Annotated in this window: 21 protein-coding genes; 15 read left to right on the top strand and 6 right to left on the bottom strand. The window is 72.7% G+C overall.

All coding sequences use genetic code 11. The annotated features are described in order from the left end of the window. Positions 1 to 108 precede the first annotated feature (108 nt). Entirely contained in the window at positions 109 to 894 is a 786-nt protein-coding gene (locus tag NOSIN_RS17100) for a class I SAM-dependent methyltransferase (protein ID WP_077691716.1), read from the top strand. A 138-nt stretch (positions 895 to 1,032) separates the two neighbouring features. Here the strand turns inward: NOSIN_RS17100 and NOSIN_RS17095 are convergent, their stop codons facing one another. Beyond that, on the bottom strand, positions 1,033 to 1,341 hold the full coding sequence (locus NOSIN_RS17095) for a hypothetical protein (protein WP_077691715.1): 309 nt from the start codon (positions 1,339 to 1,341) through the stop codon (positions 1,033 to 1,035). A 104-nt stretch (positions 1,342 to 1,445) separates the two neighbouring features. Then, positions 1,446 to 2,585: an N-acetylglucosamine-6-phosphate deacetylase gene (nagA, locus tag NOSIN_RS17090; protein WP_077691714.1), complete on the bottom strand. Its 1,140-nt coding sequence runs from the start codon at positions 2,583 to 2,585 to the stop codon at positions 1,446 to 1,448. 627 nt (positions 2,586 to 3,212) lie between these two features. Between nagA and NOSIN_RS17080 the strand changes: the two genes are divergently transcribed. Further along, entirely contained in the window at positions 3,213 to 3,728 is a 516-nt protein-coding gene (locus tag NOSIN_RS17080; protein WP_077691713.1) for an NADPH-dependent FMN reductase, read from the top strand. A 92-nt stretch (positions 3,729 to 3,820) separates the two neighbouring features. On the opposite strand, the gene NOSIN_RS17075 is transcribed toward NOSIN_RS17080, so the two are convergent. Beyond that, on the bottom strand, positions 3,821 to 4,756 hold the full coding sequence (locus tag NOSIN_RS17075) for a hypothetical protein (protein ID WP_077691712.1): 936 nt from the start codon (positions 4,754 to 4,756) through the stop codon (positions 3,821 to 3,823). A gap of 625 nt (positions 4,757 to 5,381) precedes the next feature. Here NOSIN_RS17075 and NOSIN_RS17070 point away from each other — a divergent pair. From NOSIN_RS17070 to thiC, 8 genes are all read left to right on the top strand, one after another. Then, positions 5,382 to 6,974, top strand: coding sequence for a GDSL-type esterase/lipase family protein (locus tag NOSIN_RS17070; protein ID WP_227015275.1), 1,593 nt, complete (start codon positions 5,382 to 5,384; stop codon positions 6,972 to 6,974). After that, positions 6,974 to 8,983: a hypothetical protein gene (locus NOSIN_RS17065; protein WP_170293630.1), complete on the top strand. Its 2,010-nt coding sequence runs from the start codon at positions 6,974 to 6,976 to the stop codon at positions 8,981 to 8,983. Before NOSIN_RS17070 ends, NOSIN_RS17065 begins: the two co-directional genes overlap by 1 nt. Further along, positions 8,980 to 9,120 (top strand): hypothetical protein, encoded by a 141-nt coding sequence (locus tag NOSIN_RS27285; protein WP_170293631.1) that lies wholly within the window; start codon positions 8,980 to 8,982, stop codon positions 9,118 to 9,120. Before NOSIN_RS17065 ends, NOSIN_RS27285 begins: the two co-directional genes overlap by 4 nt. Before the next feature lie 234 nt (positions 9,121 to 9,354). After that, a complete protein-coding gene (locus NOSIN_RS17060) occupies positions 9,355 to 10,740 on the top strand; it encodes a glycosyltransferase family 4 protein (protein ID WP_077691711.1) in 1,386 nt (461 codons plus the stop codon). Further along, positions 10,737 to 15,194, top strand: a complete 4,458-nt coding sequence (locus tag NOSIN_RS17055; RefSeq protein WP_077691710.1) for an alpha-(1->3)-arabinofuranosyltransferase — start codon at positions 10,737 to 10,739, stop codon at positions 15,192 to 15,194. Before NOSIN_RS17060 ends, NOSIN_RS17055 begins: the two co-directional genes overlap by 4 nt. Then, positions 15,191 to 16,237, top strand: coding sequence for a DUF3068 domain-containing protein (locus NOSIN_RS17050; protein WP_077691709.1), 1,047 nt, complete (start codon positions 15,191 to 15,193; stop codon positions 16,235 to 16,237). The genes NOSIN_RS17055 and NOSIN_RS17050 overlap by 4 nt, the downstream gene beginning before the upstream one ends. Positions 16,238 to 16,247: 10 nt before the next feature. Next, positions 16,248 to 17,102, top strand: coding sequence for an SOS response-associated peptidase (locus NOSIN_RS17045; protein ID WP_077691708.1), 855 nt, complete (start codon positions 16,248 to 16,250; stop codon positions 17,100 to 17,102). A gap of 217 nt (positions 17,103 to 17,319) precedes the next feature. Further along, positions 17,320 to 18,993 (top strand): phosphomethylpyrimidine synthase ThiC, encoded by a 1,674-nt coding sequence (gene thiC / locus NOSIN_RS17040; protein ID WP_077691707.1) that lies wholly within the window; start codon positions 17,320 to 17,322, stop codon positions 18,991 to 18,993. A gap of 45 nt (positions 18,994 to 19,038) precedes the next feature. Here thiC and NOSIN_RS27280 read toward each other — a convergent pair whose 3' ends face one another. Beyond that, on the bottom strand, positions 19,039 to 19,443 hold the full coding sequence (locus tag NOSIN_RS27280; RefSeq protein ID WP_170293632.1) for a DUF4345 domain-containing protein: 405 nt from the start codon (positions 19,441 to 19,443) through the stop codon (positions 19,039 to 19,041). 199 nt (positions 19,444 to 19,642) lie between these two features. Further along, positions 19,643 to 20,482, bottom strand: coding sequence for a class I SAM-dependent methyltransferase (locus NOSIN_RS17030; RefSeq protein ID WP_077691705.1), 840 nt, complete (start codon positions 20,480 to 20,482; stop codon positions 19,643 to 19,645). Between the two features lie 350 nt (positions 20,483 to 20,832). On the opposite strand from NOSIN_RS17030, the gene NOSIN_RS17025 reads away from it, so the two are divergent. The 5 genes from NOSIN_RS17025 (at position 20,833) to NOSIN_RS17010 (ending at position 25,338) form a co-directional block, all read left to right on the top strand. Further along, the gene (locus NOSIN_RS17025) at positions 20,833 to 21,507 is read left to right on the top strand and encodes a sigma-70 family RNA polymerase sigma factor (RefSeq protein WP_273474157.1); all 675 of its coding nucleotides are present in this window, start codon (positions 20,833 to 20,835) and stop codon (positions 21,505 to 21,507) included. Next, entirely contained in the window at positions 21,504 to 21,812 is a 309-nt protein-coding gene (gene rsrA / locus NOSIN_RS17020) for a mycothiol system anti-sigma-R factor (protein ID WP_077691703.1), read from the top strand. The genes NOSIN_RS17025 and rsrA overlap by 4 nt, the downstream gene beginning before the upstream one ends. A gap of 531 nt (positions 21,813 to 22,343) precedes the next feature. Further along, positions 22,344 to 22,520, top strand: coding sequence for a hypothetical protein (locus NOSIN_RS27275; RefSeq protein ID WP_170293633.1), 177 nt, complete (start codon positions 22,344 to 22,346; stop codon positions 22,518 to 22,520). 122 nt (positions 22,521 to 22,642) lie between these two features. Next, positions 22,643 to 24,007 (top strand): HD-GYP domain-containing protein, encoded by a 1,365-nt coding sequence (locus NOSIN_RS17015; RefSeq protein ID WP_171986603.1) that lies wholly within the window; start codon positions 22,643 to 22,645, stop codon positions 24,005 to 24,007. After that, a complete protein-coding gene (locus NOSIN_RS17010) occupies positions 24,007 to 25,338 on the top strand; it encodes an HD-GYP domain-containing protein (protein ID WP_077691701.1) in 1,332 nt (443 codons plus the stop codon). The genes NOSIN_RS17015 and NOSIN_RS17010 overlap by 1 nt, the downstream gene beginning before the upstream one ends. Positions 25,339 to 25,375: 37 nt before the next feature. Here NOSIN_RS17010 and NOSIN_RS17005 read toward each other — a convergent pair whose 3' ends face one another. Next, complete coding sequence (locus tag NOSIN_RS17005; RefSeq protein ID WP_077691700.1) at positions 25,376 to 26,116, bottom strand: GntR family transcriptional regulator; 741 nt, start codon at positions 26,114 to 26,116, stop codon at positions 25,376 to 25,378. Positions 26,117 to 26,169: the final 53 nt, after the last annotated feature.

Genomic DNA, 26,169 nt, shown 5'->3' with positions numbered 1-26,169 from the left:
TGAGCGAGGGCCGACGACCCCTGTCGCGGGCGCCTTCGAGGAACTAGCCTCGGGTCTTCGCCGGCCCCATGCACGGGTGTGCCGGGCCCCTGGACGGAGAGCCTTCCGATGACGAAGAAGACCGCAGCTTCTCTCAAAGCCAACCGATCGTCCCTGGTCCACAAGGCGCGCTACGCCCTGCGCAACCCGGGAAAGGTGGTGCCGTACGTGCGCCGCTCGGCCCGGGACCTGAAACTGCGCCTGACCCACCGCGACCACGTGGACTACTACCGGGCGGTGATGGCCTCCGACGCGGCCCGCGACCCCAAGGCGGCGGTGGGCAGCCAGAGCGAGGAGCGCTGGCTGGCGCTGGGACGGATGCAGTTCGACTACCTGGTCGAGCACGGGCTCGGTCCCGGCCACCGGGTGCTGGACATCGGCTGCGGGAACCTGCGTGCGGGATGGCGGCTGATCGACTACCTGGACCCGGGCGGCTACTACGGGATCGACATCTCCCCGGACATCCTCATCGCGGCCAAGGACGTGCTGGCCGAGCGCGGGTTGCAGGACAAGCTGCCGCACCTGACCCTCACGCACGACCTGACCTTCTCCTTCCTCCCGGAGGGGCACTTCGACGTGGTGCACGCGCACAGCGTCTTCTCGCACTCGCCCATCGAGGTGATCGACGAGTGCCTGGCCCACGTGGGGCGGATCCTGGCGCCGGACGGGTTCTTCGACTTCACCTACGACCGGACCGAGGGCACCGAGCACCACGTGCTGCGGGAGGACTTCTACTACCGGACCGAGACGCTGGTGGGCCTCGCGGAGCGGCACGGGCTGTCGGCCCGGTTCATGCGGGACTGGGAGGAGCGGCCGCACGGCCAGTCCAAGATCCGCGTCACCGCGCGCGGCTGACCCGGCGCCGTCACCCGGCCGCTGGCCAGAAAGATAATCTACGTCGTAAAGCTCCATGGGGCCTCGGCCCTCCCCGAGGGATCCCGGACACGGGACGGGGGCGGAGCCGGTCGACCCCGCCCCCGTCCCGCACGGGTGTCACTCCTTGGTGGCTCCCACGAGCCACGCGACCTTGTGGGCCGTGACGCCGAGGCTTCCGCTGCTGCCCAGGTAGACCCCGAACGAGGCGATGAACGCGTAGTCGTGTTCGCGACGCTCACAGATCACGTCCTCGACCGCGCAGGTGGATGACGGGTTGCGCACCCGCAGGCAGGGTGACTGGCCGTCGACCATGTCCGACCGCAGGTCGTAGCGGGACAGCTCGGCGGCGAGCTTGTCGAGGTGCTCGTGCTCCTCGGAGGACGTACGGGCCGACTGCCCGTCCTTCGCCTGTCTCGACTGGGCCATGGCGCAGATCCTTTCGTGTCGAGCGTGGTGGCTCTCCTCGGTGCCCCGCCGTCATTGTCGCCCAGTGTTATGTTACTAGTCCGTAACGCGGCGACGACACGCCGTTACGCTACCCACTCGCCCCGATACATCACGTCACGGACGGTGAGGTCTTCGTCGAGCACGACCAGATCGGCGCGGCCTCCGGCCTCGATCCGGCCCCTGCCCTCCAGGCCCAGGGCCGCCGCCGGGACCGACGACGCCGACCGCACGGCCTCGGGCACGCCCACGCCCAGCCCCTCCACCGCGTTGCGCACCGCCTGGGGCAGCACGATCGTGCTGGAGGCGATCGCGCCGTTCTCCACCAGGCGCGCCTCGCCGCCGCTCACCCGCACCCGCAGGTCGCCCAGCGTGTACTCGCCGTCTCCCAGGCCCGTCGCCGACATCGCGTCCGTCACCAGCGACACCCGGTCCGCGCCCGCGGCGCCGAACACCAGCCCGGCCGCGCCCGGATGGACGTGCACGTTGTCCAGGATCAGCTCGACCGTCACCCGCTCGTCGCCCAGCGCCGCCGCGATCGGCCCGGGGTCGCGGTGGTTGAGCGGACGCATCGCGTTGTACAGGTGGGTGGCCACCGACGCCCCCGCGTCGAAGGCCGCCAGGGTCTGCTCGTAGGACGCCTCGGTGTGCCCCACCGCCGCCACCACGCCGGAGGAGGCCGCGGCGCGGATCAGCTCCGACGCGCCCGGCAGCTCCGGCGCCACCGTGATCATGCGGACGTGTCCCCGTCCGGCCGCGAGCCAGCGGTCGAACTCGGCGGTGTCCGGTTCGCGCAGCAGGTCCGGATCGTGGGCCCCGCACTTGGAGCGCGCGATGAAGGGGCCCTCCAGGTAGATGCCCGCCAGCTCTCCGGCGTCGCACAGCTCGGCCAGCACCGACACCTGGCGGACGGTGTCCTCGGGCGTGGCCGCGACCAGGCCGCCCACCAGCGACGTCACCCCGCGGGCCCGGTTGAACGCGATGATCTCCCCGGCGCCCTCCGGGTCCGCGTCGGGGAAGGCGTGTCCGGCGCCGCCGTGGACGTGGGTGTCGACCATCCCCGGTACGACCCAGGCGCCTCCCACGTCACTGCTCTCTCCGCCCGGGGAGGGCTCTCCCGAGCCGAGCGCGGCCACGAGGCCGTCCTCGACCCGCAGCCATCCGTCGTGGACTCCGCCGGGGGTCACGACGCGCGCGTTGGTGAGCGTGACGGGTGTGTGGGCCATGTTCGGGCTCTCTCCTGTTGTCGTCGGAGCGGAAGGCGGACGGGCGCCGGGGGAAGGTGTGTCGCACATTACACAGACGCGCGCGGAGCGCCCGCACAGGGGGAGCGGCTCCCCGCCCGGGGTTCCGCTCGCCCTGTGGAGCTGGGGAAATCCCGTCTCCTGGGACGGCTGTCCGCGGGTTGGACCGTCCCGGGCGGGGCGCGGGCGCCCCGAGGAGTGGTGCGCGCACGCATTGACGATAGCGGCCGGGGAGCCGCATGATAGAGGCATGTCCGCCGGTGAGCTGCTTGTCCAGCGCCTGCATGTCGATCTGAGGCAGCAGGCGAGCGCGCTCTGTCGTAGCTAGCGCCTTGCGGGGCCCCGCGCCCCGCGCCACGGGTGTACCCCCGTGCTCCGTGCCCTGACGCAGACACCGGACGCTCATCTCTCCCACCTCTGGGTCCCGGGCCATTCCTGGCCCGAGAGCAACCCTGTCAGGCCCGACACACCGAGTCCCGGACGACGAGGTCCGCTCCCCGTGTCGGAGAAGAGGAACGACGTCCTCTCCGGTGTCAGCCCCGATCACCGCCCCCCGACGCTTCCTCCGGTCGAACCCGGCTCGCTCTGACCGAACCCAGGAGTTCTCGCATGACCCGCTTCACCGTGCTCGTCGCCGCACCCCAGCCCCGTTCCTCCGTGTACACCGCCGCGCTGCGCGCCGCCTCCGAGGTGGCCTCCCGCGCCGGCGTCGGATCCCGGCCCGACGTCGTCGACATCGCCGAACTGGGCGCCGAGCTGCTCTCGGAGTCCTCCGCCGCCGTCGGGGACGCCCTGGACAGGGTGAGCCGCAGCGACGTCCTGCTCGTCGCATCCCCGCAGGTGCACGGCACCTACACCGGCCTGCTCAAGGTCTTCCTCGACCGTCTTCCCGAGCTGGGGCTGGGCCACACCGTCGCGGTGCCGCTGGCCGTGGTGGAGGACCTGCGCAACAGCCGCGGCATCGAGGAGGACCTGCGCATCCTCCTGGCCGACCTGGGCGCCTGGGTGGCCGAGCCCGGCCTGATCCTGGCCGAGGAGGAGGCCGACGCGCCCGACAGCGTCGTGCGCGCCTGGGCCGACGTCGCCGCTCCCGGCCTGCGCGAGGCCGTGTCGGTGGCCGCCTGAGCGGGTGCCGGAGCAGGCGTCCGGCTGTGACGGGGCCCGCGCCCGGGGGGGTGCGGGCCCCCGTCCGTTCGGGACCCAGAGGGCCCGGAGCCTCAGAGGGACTGCGCGGGGCGGGCGCCTGCGGGGCCGGGGGCGGTGTCCTGTGCGCGCCTGCGGCTGGTGTCGGCCTCGACCCGGGCCACGTTGCCGCGGACCAGGACGACCACCACCAGGGTCAGGGCGAACCCGCCGATCCGCAGGCCCAGCATGACCGGGTCGTCGGGGAGCCGTTCGCCGAACAGGAGCGTGCCCATGACGACCATGAACACGTTGCCCGCGACGTTGGCCACGGGGGCGGTGATGGAGGCGCGGGAGCGCTGCATCGAGGTCTGGAAGAGGACGATGCCCACCGCCCAGCCGACCGCGTACAGGTAGGGGTGGGGGGACAGCAGCGCGGGGACGACGGCGTCCCACAGGCCGTGGTCGGCCAGCAGGCCGCCGAGCCCCTTGCCCTGGAGGCCCGCGCTGCCCTGGGCGAAACCGGCGGCGATGCCCATCGCGGCGGCCGACATGTACCGGCCCCGGCCGCCGGCCAGGCCCACGACGGCCAGGCAGGACGCCACGGTGGCGAGGCTGACGATGACCAGCAGCGGGGTGTGGGCGGTGGTCCCGGTCGCGGTGCCGTCGGCGGTGGACAGGCTGAGCAGGCCGAGGGCGACCGGCATGACGCCGAGCGCCACGTACTCGCCCCGCGTGAGGCGCTCGCCCAGCACGAGGGTGATGACGAGGATGCCGCAGGCCACTCCGGCGGCGAAGGCGGGCTGGGCCACCGACACCGGGGCCAGGCCGAGCGAGACGACCAGGCCGACGCTGCCCAGGGCGGCGAAGGCGCAGCCGGCCACCCAGCGGGGGTTGGTGAGCAGGACCCGTGCCAGGTGGAGGGGCCGGTTGACCGAGATCGACTCCGAGCCGTGCAGGGCGCGCTGTTCCACGGTCAGGCCGACGGTGTAGACCACGGCGGACAGCAGCGCGACCAGGAGTCCGATCACGGGGCGGGCCTGCTTTCTTGTGGGAGGTCGCGACCGGCTTCGCACCGGGCCGCCGAGACGCGGGGGGCAGACGCTAACGTCGGTGTCGGCGGCCCTGTTCGGCCGGGTCCGGCGGAAGGTTGACGGCCTCCATATAACCAGTTCTAGTCTGGCCTGACGAGCCCCTGTCCTTGCTTGGTCGGTGCCATGGTCAGCAGGGGTGCTGGAGTAGGGATAGAACCTGTTCCGGAAAACACGGTCCGACGGCGAGGGATGGGGCACGGTGCAGGACCCGCGTGAACCCGACGAGGAAGTCCCGGACCCCCCGGGCGAGGGGACGGGTGAGCCGCGCGCGGCCGAGCCCCCCGAACCCTCCGAGCCCCGCGGACCTTCCGAGCCCCCTGAATGCTCCGAGCCCCCCGGCGCCCTCGGACCTCCTGAGTCTCCCGAGTCCTCCGGGCCCGCGGAGCCGGAGGGGGAAGGCCCCCCGCCGCAGGCGGCCGGCCGGTCGCACCCGTCCCGCCGAAGCGGGTGGAGCCGACCCGACCTGCGGGCCCTGTCCTGGCGCTACCTCGCCCCGTGGCGCCACCGCTCCGCCCGTTTCGAGCCCGGGCCGCTCGGGCTGCTCGGCGTCATGCTCGCGGCGATGGCCGTGACCCTCCTGCTCATCCAGACCGGATCCGGGGGGACGGGTGGCGTGGGAGGCGACCGCGCCGACGGGCCCACCACCGTTCCCGGGCCGCCCGAGGGCGAGCTGCGCGTCATGGTCGTCGGCGACTCCCTGACCCAGGGCAGCAGCGGCGACTACACCTGGCGCCACCACCTGTGGTCCCATCTGCGTGATAGCGGGGTGGAGGCCGACTTCGTCGGCCCCTACGACGGCATGTACGGGCTGGCCGAGGGGGAGCCCGGCAACCAGGACTACGCCGAGCCCGGCTTCGACACCGACCACGCCGCCCGCTGGGGCGCCTCCGCCCAGGAGCTGGCCTCCGACGTGGCGCAGGTGGCGGCCGAGTACGACCCGCACTACCTGCTGCTCCTGGCCGGGACCGAGGACATCCTGGCGGGGGACGGCGCCGACCGGGCGCTGGCGGGGATCGGCGAGGCGGTGTCCACGGTGCGCGTCGTGCAGGGGAGGACCCGGTTCGTCCTCGGGGAGCTGCCGCCGGTGGAGGGCACCGGGGACGACGACCGGATCAACGCCGAGATCGACCGGTTCAACATGGGCGTGGTCGACCTCGCCGGGCAGCTCACCGCCGACGCCTCGCCCGTGGTGGTCGCCCGGGTCGCCGCCGGGTACGTCCCGGCCCATGACAACTGGGACGAGACGCATCCCAACACGCGCGGCGAGTTGAAGATCGCCGCGGCCTTCGCCGACGTGCTCGCCGATCCCCTGGGAGTGGGCCGGACCTACCCGCGGCCGCTGCCGAGCTTGTCGGTCGGGCCGCCGACCGCTCCCGAACCGGTCGCGGAGAAGTCCGACGGGGGCCTGGTGCTCACCTGGGAGGCCGTGCCGGGGGCGACCGGCTACCGGGTGGAGCAGCGCCGGGTGTCACCCGACCCGGACGAGCCCTCCGTACTGCCCGTGGGCGTGGAGAGCGACGGAGACAGCCGGTCCGTGCTGGTGGAGGAGCTGTTCAGCGGAGCCCGGTACGAGTTCGTGGTGCGCCCGTTCAAGGGCCGGGACGAGGGTGCGGGGTCCGAGCCCCTCCAACTGGTGTGGGACGACGACCCGCCTCCGGCGCCGTCCTGGGTGCGCGTCGGCGACGGCGGCGCCACCGTGGAGTGGGAGGAGGTGGCGGAGGCCTCCCACTACGAGGTGTGGGCGCGCGTCCTGGAGTGCTCGGTGGCCGACGAGAGGCTCCGCCCCTCGGAGCCGGTGGCCAGCGATCCCCCGACGGGTGAGCCGACCGAGGGGAACGGGACCGGCCCGCCCGCCGGTGACGGTGCCCCTCCCAGGGACGAACCCGAGCCCGAACCCACGCCCGGACCCGGGCCCGAACCCGAGCCGGAACCTCCGGCTCCCCCCGCGCCCGGCGCCCCGGAGCCGGGCGCGGGCTGCGAACCGCGTGACGGGCACGGCCCCGAGGACGGGCGGGGATGGCGCACGCTGGGCCCGGTGGGGGAGGAGCCGCGCTGGCCGGTGACGCTGTCGGGCCCCTACGAGGTCGTGGTCCGCTCCTACCGCGACTACGTGGGGGGCGGCTACTCCGACAGCGTCCTGCTCTCGGAGAACTGATGGCCATCGCGTGCGAGGGCGGTGCCCGAGGCGGCGCCGCGGCCCGGTGGGCGGTCCGGCTGCTGCCGTGGGCGGTGGGGCTGCTCGCCGGGGTGCTGGTGCTCGGCCCGGCGCTGGGGCCGGGGTACGTGCTCCGCTACGACATGGTGTTCGTGCCCGACCTGTCGCTCGGCACGGTGCTGAGGGGCGCGGACGGTTTTCCCCGGGCGATCCCCAGCGACGCCGTGGTGGCGGTGCTGTCCCTCGTCCTGCCCGGGGACGCCGTGCAGTCGCTCGTGCTGCTGGCGGTGTTCGCCGTGGGCGGGGCCGGTGCCGCGCGCCTGGTCTCTCGGGCGCCGTGGCGGGCCGTCCCCGCCGGCGGTCCGGTCGCCGGCCCGTTCGCGTGGGTGGTCGGAGGGCTGCTGGCGCCGGCCGCCGCCGGGTCGGCCTATGTGTGGAATCCGTTCGTCGCCGAGCGCCTGCTGCTGGGGCAGTGGGCGGTGCTGCTGGGATACGCGGGTCTGCCGTGGGTGGTGGGGGCCACCGCGCGGTTGGCCACGGCCCGCCCGGCGGCGGGGTTCGCGGGCCTGTTGCGCGCCCTCGTCCCGGCTGCCGTGGGCGGGTTCTCGTCGGTGGCGCTGACCGCCCTCACCGCCGGTCCCGTCGCGCTGAGGAGCGACGGAGCCGGGGGAGCCGGGGGAGCCCGGAGGGGCCGGAGGGGTCGTGCGGGTGCCGGGGAGGCCGTCCCCGGCGTGCGCTGGTGGGGGCGGGCGTGCCTGTTCGCCCTGGCCCTGGCGACGGTCTCCCTTCCGTGGCTGCTGCCGTCCCTGTCCAGCGGCGCGGACACCGACCCGGCGGGGGTGGCGGCGTTCGCGGCGCGCTCGGACACCCCGTTCGGTGTGGCCGGCTCCCTGCTGCTCCTGGGCGGGGTGTGGAACTCCGGTGCGGTCCCGGCGGGCTACGGCGAGCCGGTGACGGCCTCGGTGCGGCTCCTGCTGTGCCTGGTGGCACTGGCGGGCTGGGTGTGGTGGCTGTGCCGGGGACGCCCCCGGTTCGGCACCGGCCTCTCGGCGGCCGCCCTCCTCGGGTTCGCGCTCGCCCTGCTGGGCGCCACCGGGCCCGGGCGCGAGCTGCTGGCCTGGCTGATCGACCTCTGGCCCGGATTCGGGCCGCTGCGCGACGGCCAGTTGTACGTGGCGCCGTTGGCGCTGGTGCAGGCCCTGGGGCTGGGGGCCTTCGTCCGGTGGCTGACCGGGCACCGGGCCCCGCGGGGGGACGACGCGTCGGACGGGCCCGGCGGGAGGCACGGGACCGCTCCGCCCGGCACCGGTTCGCTGTGGCGGGTGGGGCTCGCGGTGTTCGCGGCACTCCTGCCGGTGGTGGTCCTGCCGGGGCTGCTGTGGGGCGCGGGTGGCCGGCTGGCCCCGGTGCACTATCCCGGGGAGTGGCGGGCGGCGCAGGCGGCGGTGGCCGCCGACGACCGGCCCGGCGCGGTGCTGGTACTGCCCTGGAGCGCCTACCGCGGCCCGGACTGGTCGGGGCGGCCCGTGGTCGTGCTGGACCCGGCGACCAAGCTCTTCGACCGGCGCACCCTGTGGAACGACGACCTGGTGGTCGGCACCCCGGGCGGTGGCTCCATCGTGGTGTCCGGTGAGGACGCCCGGGCACACCGGGTCGCACAGGCCTTGCGGCCGGATCCCCGGACCGGCCTGCCCGAGCGGCTGGACGCCGGGACGCTGGGTGCCTTGGGCGTGCGCCACGTGGTGGTCTCAGCGCCGGTCGATAACCAGTTCTGGTCAGGGGTGGAAGATCTTTCCGTGGTGGTGGAAGGGCCGGACATGGTCCTTCTGCGGGTGGACGAACAGCATGTAAGGCCCAACAAAGCTGTCATTCCGGGGTTGGAAGTTACCGGGGGGTTAGTTACAGTTGGGGCAATCATCTGGTCTATAGCTAGATCAGGTTCTAGTCTCGTTTTCCAGCGCTCCGGACCCAGCGCGGGATCGGGCGCGCGGAAGGAGATCCCCAAGTGATCAAGGTAATCGCCGCCTGCGTCATCGGTGCGGTCCTGGCGGGAGGTGCCACTTTCATGGCCACCAGCCTCGCCACGGACTCGACCGCCACCGCGGAACCGGTGAACGAAACCCTCTACAACTACGGCGACCGCTAGGTCTTCCGTACGGCGGAGGCCGCGGACGCCCCGCCCCCAGCGGGGCGTCCCACCCCGCGACCCCCGCGGCTCCGGGCACCCGTCCCCGAGCCGCACACCACCACTGACGTCCGGTCCACGGTCCTGTTCGGCGCGCGCTCCGCCCTTCCCCCGGAAGGTCGCCGTCCGTGTCCGCCACGAAACCGAGGGTGTCCGCATCCGCGTTCGGCCGGACACCGCGCGGAAGGAGAGCGTGTGGTCTTCCAGAAGGTCCACCGGGTCCCCCCGGACGCGGAGCCCGGCCTGTCCGCGGTCGCCGCCGTCTCGGCGGTCTCCTCCCCCGGAGCGGGGACCGACGCGGGCGCGCGTACCGGACCAGAGGCCCGCACCGACCTCGGACCGCGCCTGGACGGCGTCCGCCTGGTCATGATCAACTGGCGCGACCCCTGGCAGTCCGCGGCGGGGGGAGCCGAGGAGTACGCCTGGCGGATCAGCCGCCACCTGGCCGAACGCGGCGCCATCGTCACCTTCCTCACCAGCCGTGAGCCCCACCAGGCCCGGGTGGAGACCCGGGACGGCGTCGTGATCCGCCGTATGGGCGGCAGGTTCACCGTCTACCCGCGCGTCATGGCGTGGCTGGCCCTGTGGCGCCGCGAGTACCAGCTCGCCTTCGACTGCATGAACGGCGTCCCCTTCCTGTCCCGGCTCGTGCTGCGCCGCCGCACCAGGGTGGTCAGCGTCGTCCACCATGTCCACGACCTGCAGTTCAACGCCTACTTCTCGCCGCCGATGGCCTGGCTGGGCCGGTTCATCGAGTCCGCCGTCGCCTCGCGCGTCTACCGCGACTGCACCACCGTCACCGTCTCGGAGTCCTCCCGCCGGGCCATGCGCGACAAGCTCGGCTGGCGCGCGCCCATCGAGATCGTCCACAACGGCGGGCTCCCGGGGGTCCCCCGGCCCCTCGACGACGCCTCCGAGCCCTCGACGCACCCCTTCCCGGCGGTGGTGAGCCTGGGACGCCTGGTGGTCCAAAAGCGCGTCTCCCAGGTGGCCGACCTCGCCCTCCGGCTCCGCGGCGACCACCCCGGCCTGAGGGTGCACATCATCGGCCGCGGACCCGAGGGCGCCCCGCTGGCCGAGCGGATCGAGCGCGACGGCACCGGCGACCGCGTCGTCCTGCACGGCTTCCTGTCGGAGGAGGACAAGAACGGCGTCCTGGCCTCCTGCCACCTCCACGTCACCGCATCGGAGTTCGAGGGCTGGGGGCTGACCGTCATCGAGGCGGCCCGCCTCGGCGTGCCCACCGTGGCCTACGATGTGGACGGACTTCGCGATTCGGTCCGCGACGGTGAGACCGGGTGGCTGGTGCGCGACGGCGAGGACCTCGCCGACGTGGTGGCCAGAGCCCTCAAGGAGCTCTCCGACCCCCGGCGGGCCGCGGAGGTCCGGCGCGCCTGCCGCGCGTGGGCGTCCCGGTTCACCTGGGAGGCCAGCGGCGCGCGGATGACCCGACTCGTCGCCCGGGAGCTCGGCCTCCCCGGCGGCACGGTCCCCGACACCCCTGACGCCCCGAGCGCCCCGCAAGTCCCGGGCACCACAGGCGTCCCGGAAACGGCAGCAGGCAGGAAAGCGACAAGGTGACTTCGACGGAATCCACCGCCAGGCGCGAACCGGAGGATTCCAGCACACCGTCCTCCACGTCCCCGGCTCCCCCCGGAGGGCTGGACGAGCGGCTGCTCACGCGGCTGAAGCTCGTCACGGTGTGCCTGCTCCTGGGCGCGCTGACGGCCAGTATCGACCCCGGCGGGATCGTCGGCGACACCAAGCTCGACCTGACGGCCGACCCCCTGGGGTTCCTTGAGCGCGCCCTGCACATGTGGGACGCCTCCTACTTCGGCCAGATCCAGAACCAGGCCTTCGGGTACTTCTTCCCCAACGGCCCCTTCCACCTTCTGTTCGACCTGCTCGGCATGCCCGACTGGCTCATCCAGCGCCTGTGGATGGCCGTCCTGCTCATCGCCGCGTTCACCGGTGTGTACAAGGTCGCCGAGGCGCTGGGCATCGGCACCGTCAACACCCGCATCCTGGCCGGGACCGCCTACGCCCTCGCCCCGCGCGTGCTGACGCTGCTGTCGTACAACTCCGCCGAGCTCCAGCCCATGCTGCTCATGCCGTGGATCCTGCTGCCGCTCGTGCTCGGCGCCAGGCGCGGTCACCCCCCGGCCCGCATGGCCCTGCTCTCGGGGCTGGCCTTCCTGCTGTGCGGGGGCACCAACGCCGCCTCCGAGCTGGCGGTGCTGGTCGTCCCGGGCCTGTACCTGCTCACGAGGGAGAACGGTCCCCGCAAGTGGCGGCTCATCGCCTGGTGGGCGTGCGCCCTGGTCCTGGCCTCGTTCTGGTACATCGTGCCGCTGCTCGTCATGTCGCGGTACGTGTTCTCGTTCATGCCCTACACCGAGCACGCCGCCGTCACCACGGGCATCACCTCGCTGCTCAACACGCTGCGCGGCACCTCCAACTGGATGGGCTTCCTCCCCGACCAGGGCAACACCGCCCTGCCCTCGGGCGCGGAGCTGTCCCTCACGCCCTGGCTGATCGCGGTGACCGCGCTGGTCGCCGGGCTCGGCCTGGCCGGGCTCGTCAACCGGCGCACCCCCGAACGGCTCTTCCTCACCGTGAGCCTGCTCACCGGTACCGCGATCATCGTCGCGGGCTTCACCGGCGACCTCACCGGCCCCTTCGCGGAGACGGTGCGCACGTTGTTCGACGGCGCGCTGTCCCCGTTCCGCAACGTGCACAAGTTCGACGCCCTCGTGCGCCTGCCCCTGGTCCTGGGCCTGGCCCACCTGCCCGTGGTGGTGGCCCGGGACCGGGCCGACCGGCACGGCGTCCCGGTGCCCGGCAGGCTGCGCCGCGCCGTCGCGGGCGGTGTCTCCGCCGTCTTCCTGGTCACCCTCGTGCCCATCAGCACCGTCGGGATCGCTCCCGCGGGCTCGTTCGTGAAGATCCCCGACTACTGGTACGAGGCCACCGACTGGCTGGAGGAGCGCTCCGGGGAGCGCGGCATGACCATGGCGCTGCCCGGCTCGGCGCGCGGCGAGTACGTGTGGGGCCGCCCCATGGACGAGCCCATGCAGCCGCTGCTGGAAGGCGCCTGGACCAACCACCAGATCGTCCCGTGGGGGTCGGCGGGCGTCTCGCGGATCAACCACGCGATCGACCAGAGGGTCTCCTCCGGGCGCGGGTCGGCCGGACTCACCGCCACCTTCGCCCGCATGGGCGTCACCCACCTCCTCGTGCGCAACGACCTCCAGCGCGTCGGCAACGGCGGCGGCTGGCCCGCCCGCGTCCACCAAGCCCTGCGGAACTCCCCCGGGATCACCCCCGTGGCCGAGTTCGGCCCGGTCATCGGCTCCCTGGAGCACCAGTCCGCCTCGCAGTGGTTCGACCAGCCCTACCAGGCCCTGACGGTCTACGAGGTGGAGGGCGCCGCGCCCACCGTCGGCACCGTGCCCGCGGACGAGGTGCTGCGGGTCACCGGCGGCCCGGAGTCCGTGCTCCACCTGGCCGAGCAGGGGGTGGTCGGCGGCGACCGCCCGATCCTGCTCGGCGACGACCCCGGGGCCGAGCGGGTCGCCGCCGGGGACACGGTCGTCACCGACACCGCCCGCCGCCGCGAGGTCGTCTACCCCGACGTGCGCCGCAACGTGTCGGCCACCCTCACGGAGGACGAGGAGTTCGAACGCGACGTCCCCGCACCCGACATCCTCGACCCCGCGTGGCGGAACCACCTCGCCCACGCCGAGGACATCGGGATCGCCTCGGTCCGCGCCTCCTCCTCCGAGGGCGGTGCGGACGCGAGTCCCACCGACCGCGACCCCGGGCACGCCCCGCACGCCGCGTTCGACGACGACCTCACCACCTCCTGGCGGTCCAGCGCCTTCACCGGCGCCCTGGGCGAGTGGATCGAGGTCGAGTTCGACGAGCCGCAGGACCTGACCGGGCTCAGCATCGCCTTCGAGCAGATGGCCGGCGATCCGCCGCCCTCCCGGATCACCCTCGTCACCGACAACGGCGAGGTGCAGGTGCCCGTAGCCGAGACCGAGGAGCCCCAGGAGCTGGTGGCTCCGCCGGGGCCGACCACCGAGCTGCGTGTGCGTGTGGACGAGCTGGCCTGGGAGCCGGAGTACCGGTTCGGCACACGGGTGGGCATCGCCTCGATCTCCGTGCCCGGCCTGGACCCGGCCCGGACGCTGCGGGTGCCCGGCCCGGCCGACACCGGAACCCTGCTGTTCACCGGCTCCACCGGCACCGCGCCCGGCTGCATGGAGGGCTCCCACGTGTGGGTGTGCAATCCCGACCTCCAGGTGCAGGGCGAGGACGCGAGCCGCCTGGACCGCACGTTCGAGCTGTCCGCGGACTCGTCCGCCGCGCCGCACACGGTCTCGGGCCAGGTCGTGCTCACCGACCCGCGGGAGGCGGAGAACGCCGCCAACCGCGCCGGCCCACCTCCGTACGTGACCTCCTCCTCCACCGTCGTCCAGCACCCCGCCGCCATGGGCCGCGGTGCGCTGGACGACGACGAGAGCACCGTCTGGTACCCGGACCCGGAGGAGAAGAACCCCTGGCTCGACATCGAGCTGGGCGCGCCCGCCCCGATCGGCCACCTGGACGTCGACTTCCCCCGCGCGGACAGCGTGCTGCGGCCGATCCGGGTCACCGTCGAGGGCGGGGGCACCGTCCGCGAGGGATGGCTGGACGGCAGCGGCCGGATGGACTTCACCGAGTTCACCGCGCGGTCGCTGCGGGTGACCTTCGAGCGTCCCGAGGGCCAGTCCCTGGAGATCGGCACCATCACCCTGCCCGGGGTGGACCCGGTGGACCCGCTGCCGGAGGGCGAGGCCTCCACGCCCTGCGGACTCGGCCCCACCCTGCGGGTCAACGGCCAACGGGTGGAGACCCGCATCAGCGGGGGCAGCCTCGCCGACCAGCTCACCGGCCGCCCGCTGCGCTACGAGAGCTGCACCGGCCTGGAGCTGGCCGAGGGCGGGAACCGGATCGTGGTCGACCCCGGAAACCGCTACGCGGTGCGCTCGGCCCTGGTGGAGTCCACCGACCCGGTCGCGGACCGGCCCGAGGTCACCATGGCCGGGGTGGAGGCCCTGCACGAGTGGGGGCCTGGCGAGCGCAGCTTCGACGTGGACGTCGACGAGGACAGCCTGCTCGTGGTCAACGAGAACTTCAACGAGGGCTGGGAGGCCCGCCTGGAGGGGGCCGACGGGCCGCTGGAGCCGCTCCGGCTGGAGGGGTGGAAGCAGGCCTGGGTGCTCCCCGAGGGCAGCGCGGGCACCGTCACCCTCACCTACGCCCCCGACGCCGTCTACCACCGGGCCCTCGCCGTGGGCGCGGGGCTGGCCGTGCTGCTGGTGGTGCTGGCCCTGTGGCCGGGGCGCCTGCTGCCCGGGGGCGCGCCGTCCCGTACCCCGCCGCCGCGCGGCGCGCGCGCCCTGCCCGACGCCGGGCCCGGGTGGCTGGGCCGGCGGGCGCTGCTGCCGCTCGGCCTCGCCTACGGGGTGTGGGTGGCCGGTGCCGTCGGGGCGTCCCTGGTCGGACTGATCCTGCTGTGCATGTGGTGGCTGGGCCGGCGGGCTCCCCGGAGCCTGCGGCACGCCAGGCCGGGGCTGCCGTCCATGGGCGGGCGCCTGCTGCCCCACCTGGCGGGGCCGTGGCCGGTGGTGGCGTCGCTCGGCCTGGCCGGGCTGACCATGGCCGTGGGCACCTACCTGGCGCTGTACATGCCCTTCCACGACGTCACCGAGATGCTCGGTTCGGCGCTGCGCGGCTGGATCCCCCAGTTGCTGTGCCTGCCGGCGCTGGCCCGGCTCGTCCTGTCCCTGGGGCAGCGGGGCGACGGCGAACCCGCCGACGCCGACCCGCCCTCGGTCCGCGCCCGGGCCGGCGGTGCGCCCGCGGCACACGCGTCCGCCGGGGCCGACGGGGCCTCCGGTGGCGCCGCGCGGGCCCGGCCCGGGAGCGGGGGGCCGTCCCGGGGCGACGACCTGCGGGAGAGCGACCCCGAGGAGGTCCGGACATGAGCGCGATCGAGGTCGGCGGACCGGCCCGCCACCAGGTCGGGCCCGCCGCGGCGGGGCGGGGCGGTGCCGGGTCACCCGGCACCGTCCTGGTGGCCGTGGGCGCGTTCCTGCTCACCCTGGCCGCCCTGCTGCCCCTGTACGTGTACGACAGGGTGGCCCTGCTGCCCGCCGCGGCCGAGTTCGACGTCCGCATGGTCGACGAGGGCGCCTGGTACCTGAACACCTCCACGTGGTCGTGGACGGAGGCCTCCGCACTCACGCGGGTGACCCGGGTGGACGCATCGGCGCACGGCGGCGACTGGTCGGCGTGGGAGATGTCCGTGGACACCTCCGTGCCCGAGCGGATGATCGACCACTGGAGCCGGCGGGTGATCGTCGACCGGGAGACCGGTCGGGCGGTCAACTGCTGCGGCGAGCACGTCGACGGCGACCACGCGGTCCGGCAGGCGGGACTGGTGTTCTTCTGGCCGCCCGGGGCCGGGGAGGGCGACCGCTCGTTCTACGACGCCGAACTGCGCGCGGCGCCCGCGATGGAGTTCCAGGGGGAGGAGGAGGTGGCCGGTGTGCCGGTCCGCCGGTACACCCAGACGATCGAGACCACCCAGGTGCCCGACTCGGCCCGCCCGGTACCCGCCGGCCTGTTCCGTCCGGAGGCCTCGGGCACGGTCACCGCCACCCGCTGGATCGAGGTCGACCGCACGTTCTGGGTCGAGCCGGTCAGCGGGATCGTCGTCAACGTCCACGAGACACGCTCGGAGACCCTGCGCCCGCAGAACGACTCCGGTGAGGCGCCGCTGCTGCACACGGAGCTGGCCATGGTGGACCAGCAGGTTTCGGCCTACGCCGAGCAGGCCCGCGTCCGCTCGCTGCTGCTGCGCTCCCTGGACTCCTGGGCGCCGTGGACCCTGGCGCCCCTGGGAGCCCTGGCCGTGCTGGCCGGCCTGGTCCGGTCCCGGCGCGCCACGAGCGCGGCCGGGAGGGAGGAGAGCCGGGTGCCGGGGGACACGGGTGTTCCGGGGGAGCACGGCCGGGTCACGCCGTAGGATCACACGTATGTGCGGTCGTTATGCCCAGTCCCGGAACGTGCACCAGCTACAGCTCGCCTTCGGCCTGCCGGAGCAGGCCCTGCCCGAGGAGGTCGACCCCCGGGCGTGGCCCCCGCTGGAGGAGCTGGCGCCGGACTACAACATCTCGCCGGGCAGACCCGTGTACGCGGTGCTCGGCCCGCCGCCCCGGTCCGGGGACCAGGGGCCGCCCGGGCCGCGCTCCCTGCACACCATGCGCTGGGGCCTGATCCCCTCCTGGGCCAAGGACCGCAACATCGGCTACCGGATGATCAACGCGCGCAGCGAGACCGTCGCCGACAAGCCCGCCTTCCGCACGGCCTTCCGGCGCCGCCGCTGCCTGCTCCCCGCCGACGCCTACTACGAGTGGCAGCTGGTCGGCAGGGAGGACGGGGCGGTCCGGGCGAGCACCTCGCCCGTCACCGACCCCCACCACAAGAAGCGCAAGTCCAAGGCGGACAAGCGGCCCTTCTCCGTGCGCTACCGCGACGGCCGGCCGCTGGCCCTGGCGGGGATCTTCGAGCGCTGGCGCGACCCGGAGGTGGCCGAGGACGACCCCGCCGCGTGGGTGTGGAGCTGCGCCGTCATCACCACCGAGGCCGCTCCCGAGCTCGCCCACATCCACGAGCGCATGCCCGTCGTCGTACCCACCGAGGACTGGGCGGCCTGGCTGGACCCGGAGACCGGGGCCGACGAACTGGCGCACCTGCTGGAGGACACCCCGGCCGACCGGTTCGAGGTCGACGAGGTCTCCACCGAGGTCAACAGCATCAAGAACAACCGCCCCGACCTGCTCGAACCCGTCTCCTCGACCGGGGGTGGCGAACCGGAGACACTTTTCTGACCCCGGGGACGGTGGACAGGTCCGGGGTCGGCACGGATATGGTGTCCGAGGCCACAGGGGCCGGCGGACCGGCCCCCGGGCCCGCGGCACGTTCCACGTGTCCGCACATCTTCATACGCAACGCGGGAGCTCGCGCCATGGCGGGCTGAGAGGGCGACTCGACGGTGTCGCCGACCGCAGAACCTGTTCGGGTAATTCCGACGTAGGGAGGCATGCCATGACGGCTCTCGACGGCCGCGACGCCGGTTCCACCGAGAAGCACCGGGTGACCACCGGTCCCATCACGGGATCGACCAAGGTCCACCGGGAGATCGACACCCCCGAGGGACACACGCTCCGCGTCCCGCAGCGCCGGGTGGAACTCAGCAACGGCAGCCACTTCGACCTGTACGACACCTCCGGCCCGTACACCGACGCCACCGCGCACATCGACGTCCACCGGGGCCTTCCCCCGACCCGGCGGGAGTGGGCCGCCGAGCGCGTCCCGGCCGGCGGCGCGACCACCCAGCTGGCCCACGCCAAGGCCGGGACCATCACCCCGGAGATGCGCTTCGCGGCCGCCCGCGAGGGCATGGACCCCGAGTTCGTCCGCCGGGAGGTGGCCATCGGCCGGGCGGTCATCCCCGCCAACCGGTGCCACCCCGAGTCCGAGCCGATGATCATCGGCAAGAACTTCCTGGTCAAGATCAACGCCAACATCGGCAACTCCGCCGTCACCTCCTCCGTCCCCGAGGAGGTGGAGAAGATGGTGTGGGCCACCCGCTGGGGCGCCGACACCGTCATGGACCTGTCCACCGGCAAGCGCATCCACGAGACCCGCGAGCGGATCCTGCGCAACTCCCCCGTCCCGATCGGCACCGTGCCCATCTACCAGGCGCTGGAGAAGGTCGACGGCGACCCGGCCGCGCTGAGCTGGGAGGTCTACCGGGACACCGTCATCGAGCAGTGCGAGCAGGGCGTGGACTACATGACCGTGCACGCGGGCGTGCTGCTGCGCTACGTGCCGCTCACCGCCCGCAGGGTCACCGGCATCGTCTCGCGCGGGGGCTCCATCATGGCGGCCTGGTGCCTGGCCCACCACAGGGAGAGCTTCCTGTACACCCACTACGAGGAGCTGTGCGAGATCCTCCGGGAGTACGACGTCACCTTCTCCCTCGGCGACGGTCTGCGCCCGGGCTCGATCGCCGACGCCAACGACGAGGCCCAGTTCGCCGAACTGCGGACCCTGGGCGAACTCACCCACATCGCCCGCGCGCACGACGTGCAGGTGATGATCGAGGGGCCCGGGCACGTGCCGATGCACAAGGTCGCGGAGAACGTGCGCCTGGAGGAGGAGCTGTGCGGGGAGGCCCCGTTCTACACGCTCGGCCCCCTGGCCACCGACGTCGCGCCCGGCTACGACCACATCACCTCGGCGATCGGCGCCGCCCAGATCGGCTGGCACGGCACGGCGATGCTGTGCTACGTCACGCCCAAGGAGCACCTGGGGCTGCCCAACCGGGACGACGTCAAGACCGGTGTGATCACCTACAAGCTCGCCGCGCACGCCGCCGACCTGGCCAAGGGCCATCCCAGGGCGCAGGAGTGGGACGACGAGCTGTCCAAGGCGCGGTTCGAGTTCCGCTGGCAGGACCAGTTCCACCTGGCGCTGGACCCTGACACCGCGCAGGCCTTCCACGACGAGACCCTGCCCGCCGAACCGGCCAAGACCGCGCACTTCTGCTCCATGTGTGGGCCGAAGTTCTGCTCCATGAAGATCACCCAGGACGTGCGCAGGTACGCCGAGGAGAACGGGCTGGAGACGGTCGCCGCCATCGAGAAGGGCATGGCCGACAAGTCCGCGGAGTTCGCCGAGCACGGCAACCGCGTCTACCTCCCCCTCGCGGAGTAGCCGGCGGTGTGCCCGGGGGCCGCCGCGGCTCCCGGGCACACCCGCTCACGTCCCCGGGGCGCGGCCGACGCCTTCCACAAGCCCGCGCTGCCACAGGACCAGCACCGGCGGCGCCGCCGGTTCCAGGGCGAGCAGCCCGAGTATGAACGGCGCGGGCGTCCCGGCGGCCGCGACCGACACGGTCCGGGCCAGTCCGCCCAGGAGCACCGCGCCGCCGACCGCGCGCAGAACCGCGGTGTGCTCCAGGACGCGCGGGACGATCGCGAACAGGGCGATCCCCGGTCCCAGCCACACACCGGCGAAGAACCGGTAGTCGCCGTCCACGTTGGTCCCCACCCCGGTGTCACCGGGAAGGGGAGCGGTGCCGAGGGCGACGTCCATGGCACCGGTGTCGACCACCACGAGGGCGAGTACGGCGATCAGGGTCTGGAGGGCACGCAGGGAACGCACGGGGGTGACTCCTCTTTCTCGGGGGCCGCCACTGATTCCGGGCCCACGCGTTCCCCCGGCCGGGCCCGCCCCGCCGAACGGCGGTCCGTGCCGATGCGCAGCGCTGTCGTGCCCGCCCGCCGGCTTCCTCCCCCCGTGAGACCGGACGGACGTCCTCGTCCGCGACGCCGCCGTGACCGCCGCGACGGGGCGGGCCTGCTCACGGCCCTGTGACGGTCTGGCGGGGCTTTCGCGCGCTCGCCACCAGGTGCACCCCCACGTAGTCGTCGGACTCCGTGGCGCGCAGCTCCATCTCCACCAGGCGCCCCATCGACCTCGGATCGCGCGCCAGCATCATCTCCACGGTGGAGGCGGACAGCACCGTGCGCGGCTTGATCCACTCCAGTTCCAAGCCGGCGTCGGTGAGCGTGTCGGTGAGCTGGTCGGCCGTGAAGCACCGCGTGATGGAACCGTCGGGCCAGGGCACCAGGAGCACGTCCGCGGTGGGCGCGTGGCTCAGCTCGGGCCAGCAGTCCTGCTCGGCCAGCAGCGCCATCCCCAGCACCACCGAGTCCACGCACAGCAGCGTCCTGCCACCGGGCCGCAGCACACGGGCGACCTCGGTCAGGGCGGCCTCGGTGGCCAGGTGCCTGGACAGGACCCGGTTGTCGGCGATGACCCCGTCGAAGGCCTCGGAGGCGAAGTTGCGCAGGAAGGCGGAGTCGCCCACCACGTGGCGCAGCCGACCGCGCGGCGCGGGCGAGGGCACCATCGCGCGGCCGTTCACCAGGGTCAGCGGGCGGCGTACCGCCGTGTCCGCGGAGGGCAGCAGGGTGACCACGTCGTGTCCGGCGGCCACCGCGCGCGGGGTGCCCTGGTAGTCGGGGCTGGACACGTCGAGCAGGCGGGAGGGCGCGTCCGGGAGCCACCGGGCGATCTGGGCCTCGGCGACCGCCCAGTAGAAGCGCCAGTAGTCCGACAGCCGGTCGGGGGTGGCGAACTGGGCCGCCGGCGACCGGGGGCGGTCGGAGGCCGGGGTTGAGGACGGTCGCACGTGCACTCCTCTCCCATCCTTGAAGGGTCCTACCCGCACTCTGCCATGCCTCACCACCGATGACGGAGCCAAACGACAAAGTTCCGGACGGAGGGGGCTCCGTGCGCGCACGGCGTGGAATCAGCCCGCGTAGAGCGTTGTTGTTCTCGACATCGCGTCCTGCGGGTGTACGTCCGGGCGCGTGCCAAGCGAGTACTGGGGAGGGTCGTCGGACCATGTCGACTGCCGGGGCGTGCCTTGCGCACGAGGAAGCGGTGTCGGCGCCACGCGGCGCCGATGCGCGGGTCCGTGCCACGGGACCGTATCGTTGGGGTATGGATGCCCCAGCCGGGACCAGCGCAAGGAGGCCGACGGGTTTGGAACAGGGCCAGGAGCAGGAGACAGCCGAGGAACGGGACGAGCGCTTCGAGAGGGACGTGCTGCCCTACCTCGACCAGCTCTACTCCGCGGCGCTGCGGATGACCCGTAATCCCGCGGACGCGGAGGACCTCGTCCAGGAGACCTTCGCCAAGGCGTTCGGTTCGTTCCACCAGTTCAGACAGGGAACGAACCTCAAGGCGTGGCTCTACCGCATCCTCACCAACACCTTCATCAACTCCTATCGCAAGAAGCAGCGCGAGCCGAAGCAGTCCGGGAACGAGGACGTCGAGGACTGGCAGTTGGCGCAGGCCGCCTCGCACACCGCGGCGGGTCTGAAGTCGGCTGAGGCCGAGGCACTCGAACACCTCCCCGACACCGACGTCAAGAGGGCGCTCCAGGAGCTGCCCGAGGACTTCCGGATCGCGGTGTACCTCGCCGACGTCGAGGGCTTCGCGTACAAGGAGGTCGCCGAGATCATGGCGACCCCCATCGGCACGGTCATGTCCCGGCTGCACAGAGGGCGCCGCCAGCTCCGGTCCCTGCTGGAGGAGTACGCGGCGGAGCGGGGGTTCCTCCCGGCGAGGACGGCGTCGGAGGCCGCCGCCGTCGCCTCGGGAACGTCCGGACGTGTGCGGGGACAGGACGGCTCGGATCGAGGAGATCGGCAATGAGCGTTGGCCACGACGAACACAGCGGCACCCCGTGTAGCGAGGTGCTCGACAAGCTCTACACCTACATCGACGGTGAACTCGAAGAGCCCAACTGCGACCAGATCAGGCGGCACCTGGACGAGTGCGGCCCCTGCCTGGAGGAGCACGGGCTCGAAGAGGCGGTGAAGAAGCTCGTGGCCAAGCACTGCGGCTGCGATCCGGTGCCGATGGACCTGCGGGACAAGGTGCTCGGGCGCCTGTCACAGGCACGGGCGGAGCAGTTGGCCCGTGAGGCCCGGGCGGAGAGCCCCGGCACACGCGCCTGAGGGTACTCCCAGGAGGTCCCCGAAACCTGGAACGCACGGTGGCGGAAGCTGGAATTCCAGCTTCCGCCACTTTTTTGATGCCATTAGTGCCTTTCTACCGCGTTGGCGTCTTGTGTCGTGGTGTGCGAATTTTGTGTAGTTTTGTGGGGATGTCGTATCGGGGCCCCTACGTCTGTCGGGGTTTTGGTCAAGCGCCTTCCGAACGGCCTTCCGGGAGGGTTCGTCGACACGCCCGGCGCGCCCGGGGCCTTCTCGCCCGGGACCGACTCGGAACGATTTTTCCTGGGCGTTTCGGCTCGTGTTTCCTGTAGTTACTATGTGTAGTCATGCCTGGTGGTTCCGCCCGCTGAGGGCGTGTGCAACCGGCATCGCCGTGGAGTTCTGGCGGCTGGCGTCCGGTGTGGCATGGTTACGCATGGTAATCAAATGGCATCACTAATTGAATTCGTACTTCCATATTCCGGAACTTGGTGCCGGTCGGAGAGCCCGTGGCGGGGGTGGTTCGGGTCGGGGGTAATCGGGAGGCCGCCGTTGGCCGTTAAACTGGAAGCCATATCCAACGAATGGGGCCATTTGCGCGGCGTGCCCGGGGAAATGTCGGTGCGCCTGCGTTCGGAAGAGGGGAGAACGATGTTCGTCGGTATGCTCTACGTCGCGATGGTAACTGTTTGGGCGGCGGCAGCCTTCACCGGATGGTCCTGGTGGTAGAACAGAACCGGTGAAACCATGACAGTCCGGTTCTTGTCGGCGGGGGGTGAACGGGGGTGCGGGCTCTTCCTGGGGGCGCGCGTGTCTACGTCGGAATCATCGTTGTCAGTGCTGTCACCATCATGCTCATCGGTCCCTACGAGGGCATCGATCTGCGTACGCTGGCCCTGATCGCGATCCTCTTCGTGGTCGCGGAGTCGATCAGTACGGTCGTCCTCACGGGCGTCAAGGCGGGGATCTCCCCAAGTTCGGCGGTGTCCCTGGCCGCGGTCGTCCTGGTCGGGCCGGTGGGGGCGGCGGTGGTCGGTTTCGCCTCCTGCTTCTCCATCCGCAGGCAGAACCTCGTCAAGAGGGCCTTCAACGGGGCACAGTTCGCACTGGCGGCCTACGCGGCCGGACACGTCTACCTTCTACTCGGCGGAACGGTGGGGGAGCCGGGGCGGGAGGACTTCCCGGCTCTCGTCCTTCCCTACGTCGCCGCCGTCCTGACGCACTCCCTGGTCAACTCGGCGCTCATCGCCGCCCTGATGTGGACGCTGGGCGCCGTGCGGGCCGGCGGCCCCCGGGGCAGGTTCCACTGGCGCCCCCTGATGGCGGTGGAGCTGTCCTCCATGGGCTACCAGATGCTCGGGCTGGCCATCGCCGCGATCTGGGGCGGGCTCGGCCTCATCGCGCCGCTGCTGGTGCTGCTGCCGCTGTTCATCGCGCGCTGGACCTTTGCCCAGCAGTTGGGCGAGGCCCGCGCGCACGAGGCCACCCTGGCCACGCTCTGCCAGGCGGTGGAGACCAAGGACTACTACACCCGGGGCCACTGCATGCGCGTCGCGGAGGGCGCCGCCATGATCGCCCGGGAACTGGGTATGTCCGCCGAACGGGTGCAGAAGATCCGGTACGCCGGGATGCTGCACGACATCGGCAAGCTCGGAGTGCCCACCAAGGTGTTGCAGAAGAACGGAAGACTCACCGACGACGAGTACGCGGCCATCAAGCTGCACCCGACGCGGGGCTACGAGATCGTGCGGGAGATCAGCTTCCTGGACGAGGCCCTGGCCGGGATCCGGCACCACCACGAACGGTTGGACGGGCGCGGGTACCCCATGGGACTGGTCGGGATGGAGATCCCCGAGTCCGCGCGCATCATCAGCGTCGCCGACGTGTTCGACTGCCTGACCTCCACGAGGTCCTACCGCAAGGCGTGGTCGGCGGACGAGGCCATCACCGAACTGCGGGCCTGCGCCGGGACCCAGTTCGACCCCAGGATGGTCGAGGCGCTCGTACGCGCCGTGGAGCGCGAGGGCTGGGAGACGCCCGACATCGCCGAGCCCCCGGGCGGGTGCTACGGGGCGAAGGCCGCCGAGGAGTCCGACGCCCACGCCGCGGAGGCCGCCCAGGCGGCGGAGGAGGTCCCCGTCGTGGCGGAGGCGATCGCCGATTCCGAGGACCCCGCGGCCTCCGCCGAGGCAGTGACGGGCGGACGTGACCGATGATGACGCAGAGGCAGGAGGGACCCCGCTCGTCCGGTCCCGTGCTGAGCGGGCCCGAGGGCGGGGCGCTGAGCCACCAGCGCCCGCGCGGGCCGATCTGGCGGACCTCCCGCCCGGTGAGCGCCGTGCTGGTCGCCGCGGTGGGGGGCGGTGCCCTGGCCGCTCTGGTGTGGACCGCCGCGACCGGGTTCGTGGAACCGTACGTGGCGCTGTCGTTCTGCCTGGTCATCGCGATCGGTGAACTGGCCAGGATCACCCTCCCGGGCTACCGGGAGGCCGCGCCCATCGCCTCGGCCGGCGCGATCAGCTACGCGTTCCTGCTGACGCTGGGCGCCGGCCCCCTGCACCACTCCGCCTGGCAGGTGGTGGCGGTGGTCGCCTTGGGCGTGGCTCTGGGCGAGCTGCCCCACATCGCCGTGGGCCGCGGCCCACGGGTGGAGGACGTGGCCCGCCGGGTGTTCGTCGCGGTGCTGCTCGCGGTCGCCTTCCGGCCCCTGGCCGAACAGCTCGGCCTGTCGGGTCCGTCGGTGACGGCGACACTGCTGATGGCGGCGCTGGCCATGCTCGCCTGGCTGGCGGACGCCCTGGTGGCGGCGGTGCTGAGGGCCGAGCGCCTGCGCACCCGCCTGGGGGTGGCGGTCCGCGACGAGCTGCGGGCCCAGTTCGCCATGGGCGCGGCGATCGGCTCCAGCGGTGTGCTCATCGCCCTGGCCTGCACGGTGACCGGCCTGGCGGGCCTGCTGGTGTTCACCGCTCCGCTGCTGGTCTCGCAGATGGCCTTCCGCCGCCACGCCGAGGTGCGGCGGACCTACCTGGAGACGGTGCGGGCGCTCTCGCGCGTCACCGAGGTGGGCGGCTACGTGGAGAACGGGCACTCCCGCCGCGTCAGCCACCTGTCGCACGGCATCGCCTGCGAGCTGGGCCTGGCCGAGGCCGAGCTGCTGGAGCTGGAGTACGCGGCGCTGATGCACGACATCGGCCAGCTGTCCCTGCGCGAGCCCATCGCGGGCGGCGCCACCGTGCTCGCCTCGCCGAGGGAGCAGCGCCGGATCGCGGAGCTCGGCTCGGCGATCATCCGCGAGACCGGTGTGCTGGACAACGTGGCCGAGATGGTCCGCCGCCAGTGCGAGCCGCTCGCGGGCGACGGGGACGAGGGCGTGCCGCCGTTGGGCAGCCGGATCATCAAGGTGGCCAACGCCTTCGACGACCTGGTCGGCGAGAACGGCGACGAGGAGCGCCGCGCCGCCGTCCTGGAGCGCCTGCGGATGGACACCGACAGCGAGTACGACCCCCGTGTGGTGGACGCCCTGGCGTCGGTGCTCGCCCGCTTCTGAGGCCCGCGCCGTGCCGGGCGGGACCGGCCCGGCGCCGTCAGTCCATGGGGGGACGCAGGCGTGTGACGAACTTGTAGCGGTCCCCCCGGTACAGCGAGCGCACCCACTCCACCGGGTGCCCGTCCCCGTCGAAGCTGTGCTGGCAGTGCAGCACCAGCGGCAGGCCCACGTCCACGCCCAGCAGGCGCGCCTCGTTGGGCGTGGCCAGGACGGTCTCGATCGAGGCCTCCGCCTCGGCCAGGGAGACGTCGTAGGCGCTCGCCAGGGCCTCGTAGAGGGAGGCGTAGCGGTCCAGCTGCCGGCGCAGGCCCGGAAAGCGCCGTGCGGCCAGGTGGGCGGTCTCCACGGCCATCGGCTCGCCGTTGGCCAGCCGCAGCCGCTCGATGCGCAGCACGCGCCCGCCGGAGCGGATGGCCAGGAGCTCGGCGAGCTGGTCGTCGGCGTTGATGTAGCTCACGTCCAGGATCCGCGTGGCGGGGTGCAGGCCGTGCGCGCGCATCTCCTGGGTGTAGCTGGTGAGCTGGAGGATCTGGGCCACCTTCGGCTTGGCCACGAAGGTGCCCTTGCCCTGGATGCGCAGCAGACGGCCCTCGACCACCATCTCGGTGAGGGCCTGGCGCACCGTGGTCCGCGAGGTGCCGAACTGCGTCGCCAGGGCACGCTCCGGGGGGACCGGGTTGCCCGCGGCCATCGCCTCGATCAGCTCCAGGAGCTGCTTCTTCACCTGGTAGTACTTCGGCACCCGGGGGTTGCCGTCCAGTGTGCGCTGACCAGTCATCAGTCTCCTCCGCCGAGTTCCGCGCTTGCCGCACACCCCTCCGGTGTGGCCTG

It is taken from the genome of Nocardiopsis sinuspersici (assembly GCF_001998325.1).
GTDB classification, from domain to species: Bacteria; Actinomycetota; Actinomycetes; order Streptosporangiales; family Streptosporangiaceae; genus Nocardiopsis; species Nocardiopsis sinuspersici.
The sequence above is the reverse complement of the archived record's forward strand: the minus strand, read 5'-3'. Positions and strand labels throughout refer to the sequence as shown.

Coding starts and splice junctions, on each gene's coding strand:
- NOSIN_RS17045 (WP_077691708.1), top strand. CDS start 16,248: ATGTGCGGTCGTTATGCCCAGTCCCGGAACGTGCACCAGCTACAGCTC.
- rsrA (WP_077691703.1), top strand. CDS start 21,504: ATGAGCGTTGGCCACGACGAACACAGCGGCACCCCGTGTAGCGAGGTG.
- NOSIN_RS17050 (WP_077691709.1), top strand. CDS start 15,191: ATGAGCGCGATCGAGGTCGGCGGACCGGCCCGCCACCAGGTCGGGCCC.
- NOSIN_RS17010 (WP_077691701.1), top strand. CDS start 24,007: ATGACGCAGAGGCAGGAGGGACCCCGCTCGTCCGGTCCCGTGCTGAGC.
- NOSIN_RS17095 (WP_077691715.1), bottom strand. CDS start 1,341: ATGGCCCAGTCGAGACAGGCGAAGGACGGGCAGTCGGCCCGTACGTCC.
- thiC (WP_077691707.1), top strand. CDS start 17,320: ATGACGGCTCTCGACGGCCGCGACGCCGGTTCCACCGAGAAGCACCGG.
- NOSIN_RS17065 (WP_170293630.1), top strand. CDS start 6,974: ATGGCCATCGCGTGCGAGGGCGGTGCCCGAGGCGGCGCCGCGGCCCGG.
- NOSIN_RS17100 (WP_077691716.1), top strand. CDS start 109: ATGACGAAGAAGACCGCAGCTTCTCTCAAAGCCAACCGATCGTCCCTG.
- nagA (WP_077691714.1), bottom strand. CDS start 2,585: ATGGCCCACACACCCGTCACGCTCACCAACGCGCGCGTCGTGACCCCC.
- NOSIN_RS17080 (WP_077691713.1), top strand. CDS start 3,213: ATGACCCGCTTCACCGTGCTCGTCGCCGCACCCCAGCCCCGTTCCTCC.
- NOSIN_RS17005 (WP_077691700.1), bottom strand. CDS start 26,116: ATGACTGGTCAGCGCACACTGGACGGCAACCCCCGGGTGCCGAAGTAC.
- NOSIN_RS17015 (WP_171986603.1), top strand. CDS start 22,643: ATGCTCATCGGTCCCTACGAGGGCATCGATCTGCGTACGCTGGCCCTG.
- NOSIN_RS17070 (WP_227015275.1), top strand. CDS start 5,382: ATGGCCGTGACCCTCCTGCTCATCCAGACCGGATCCGGGGGGACGGGT.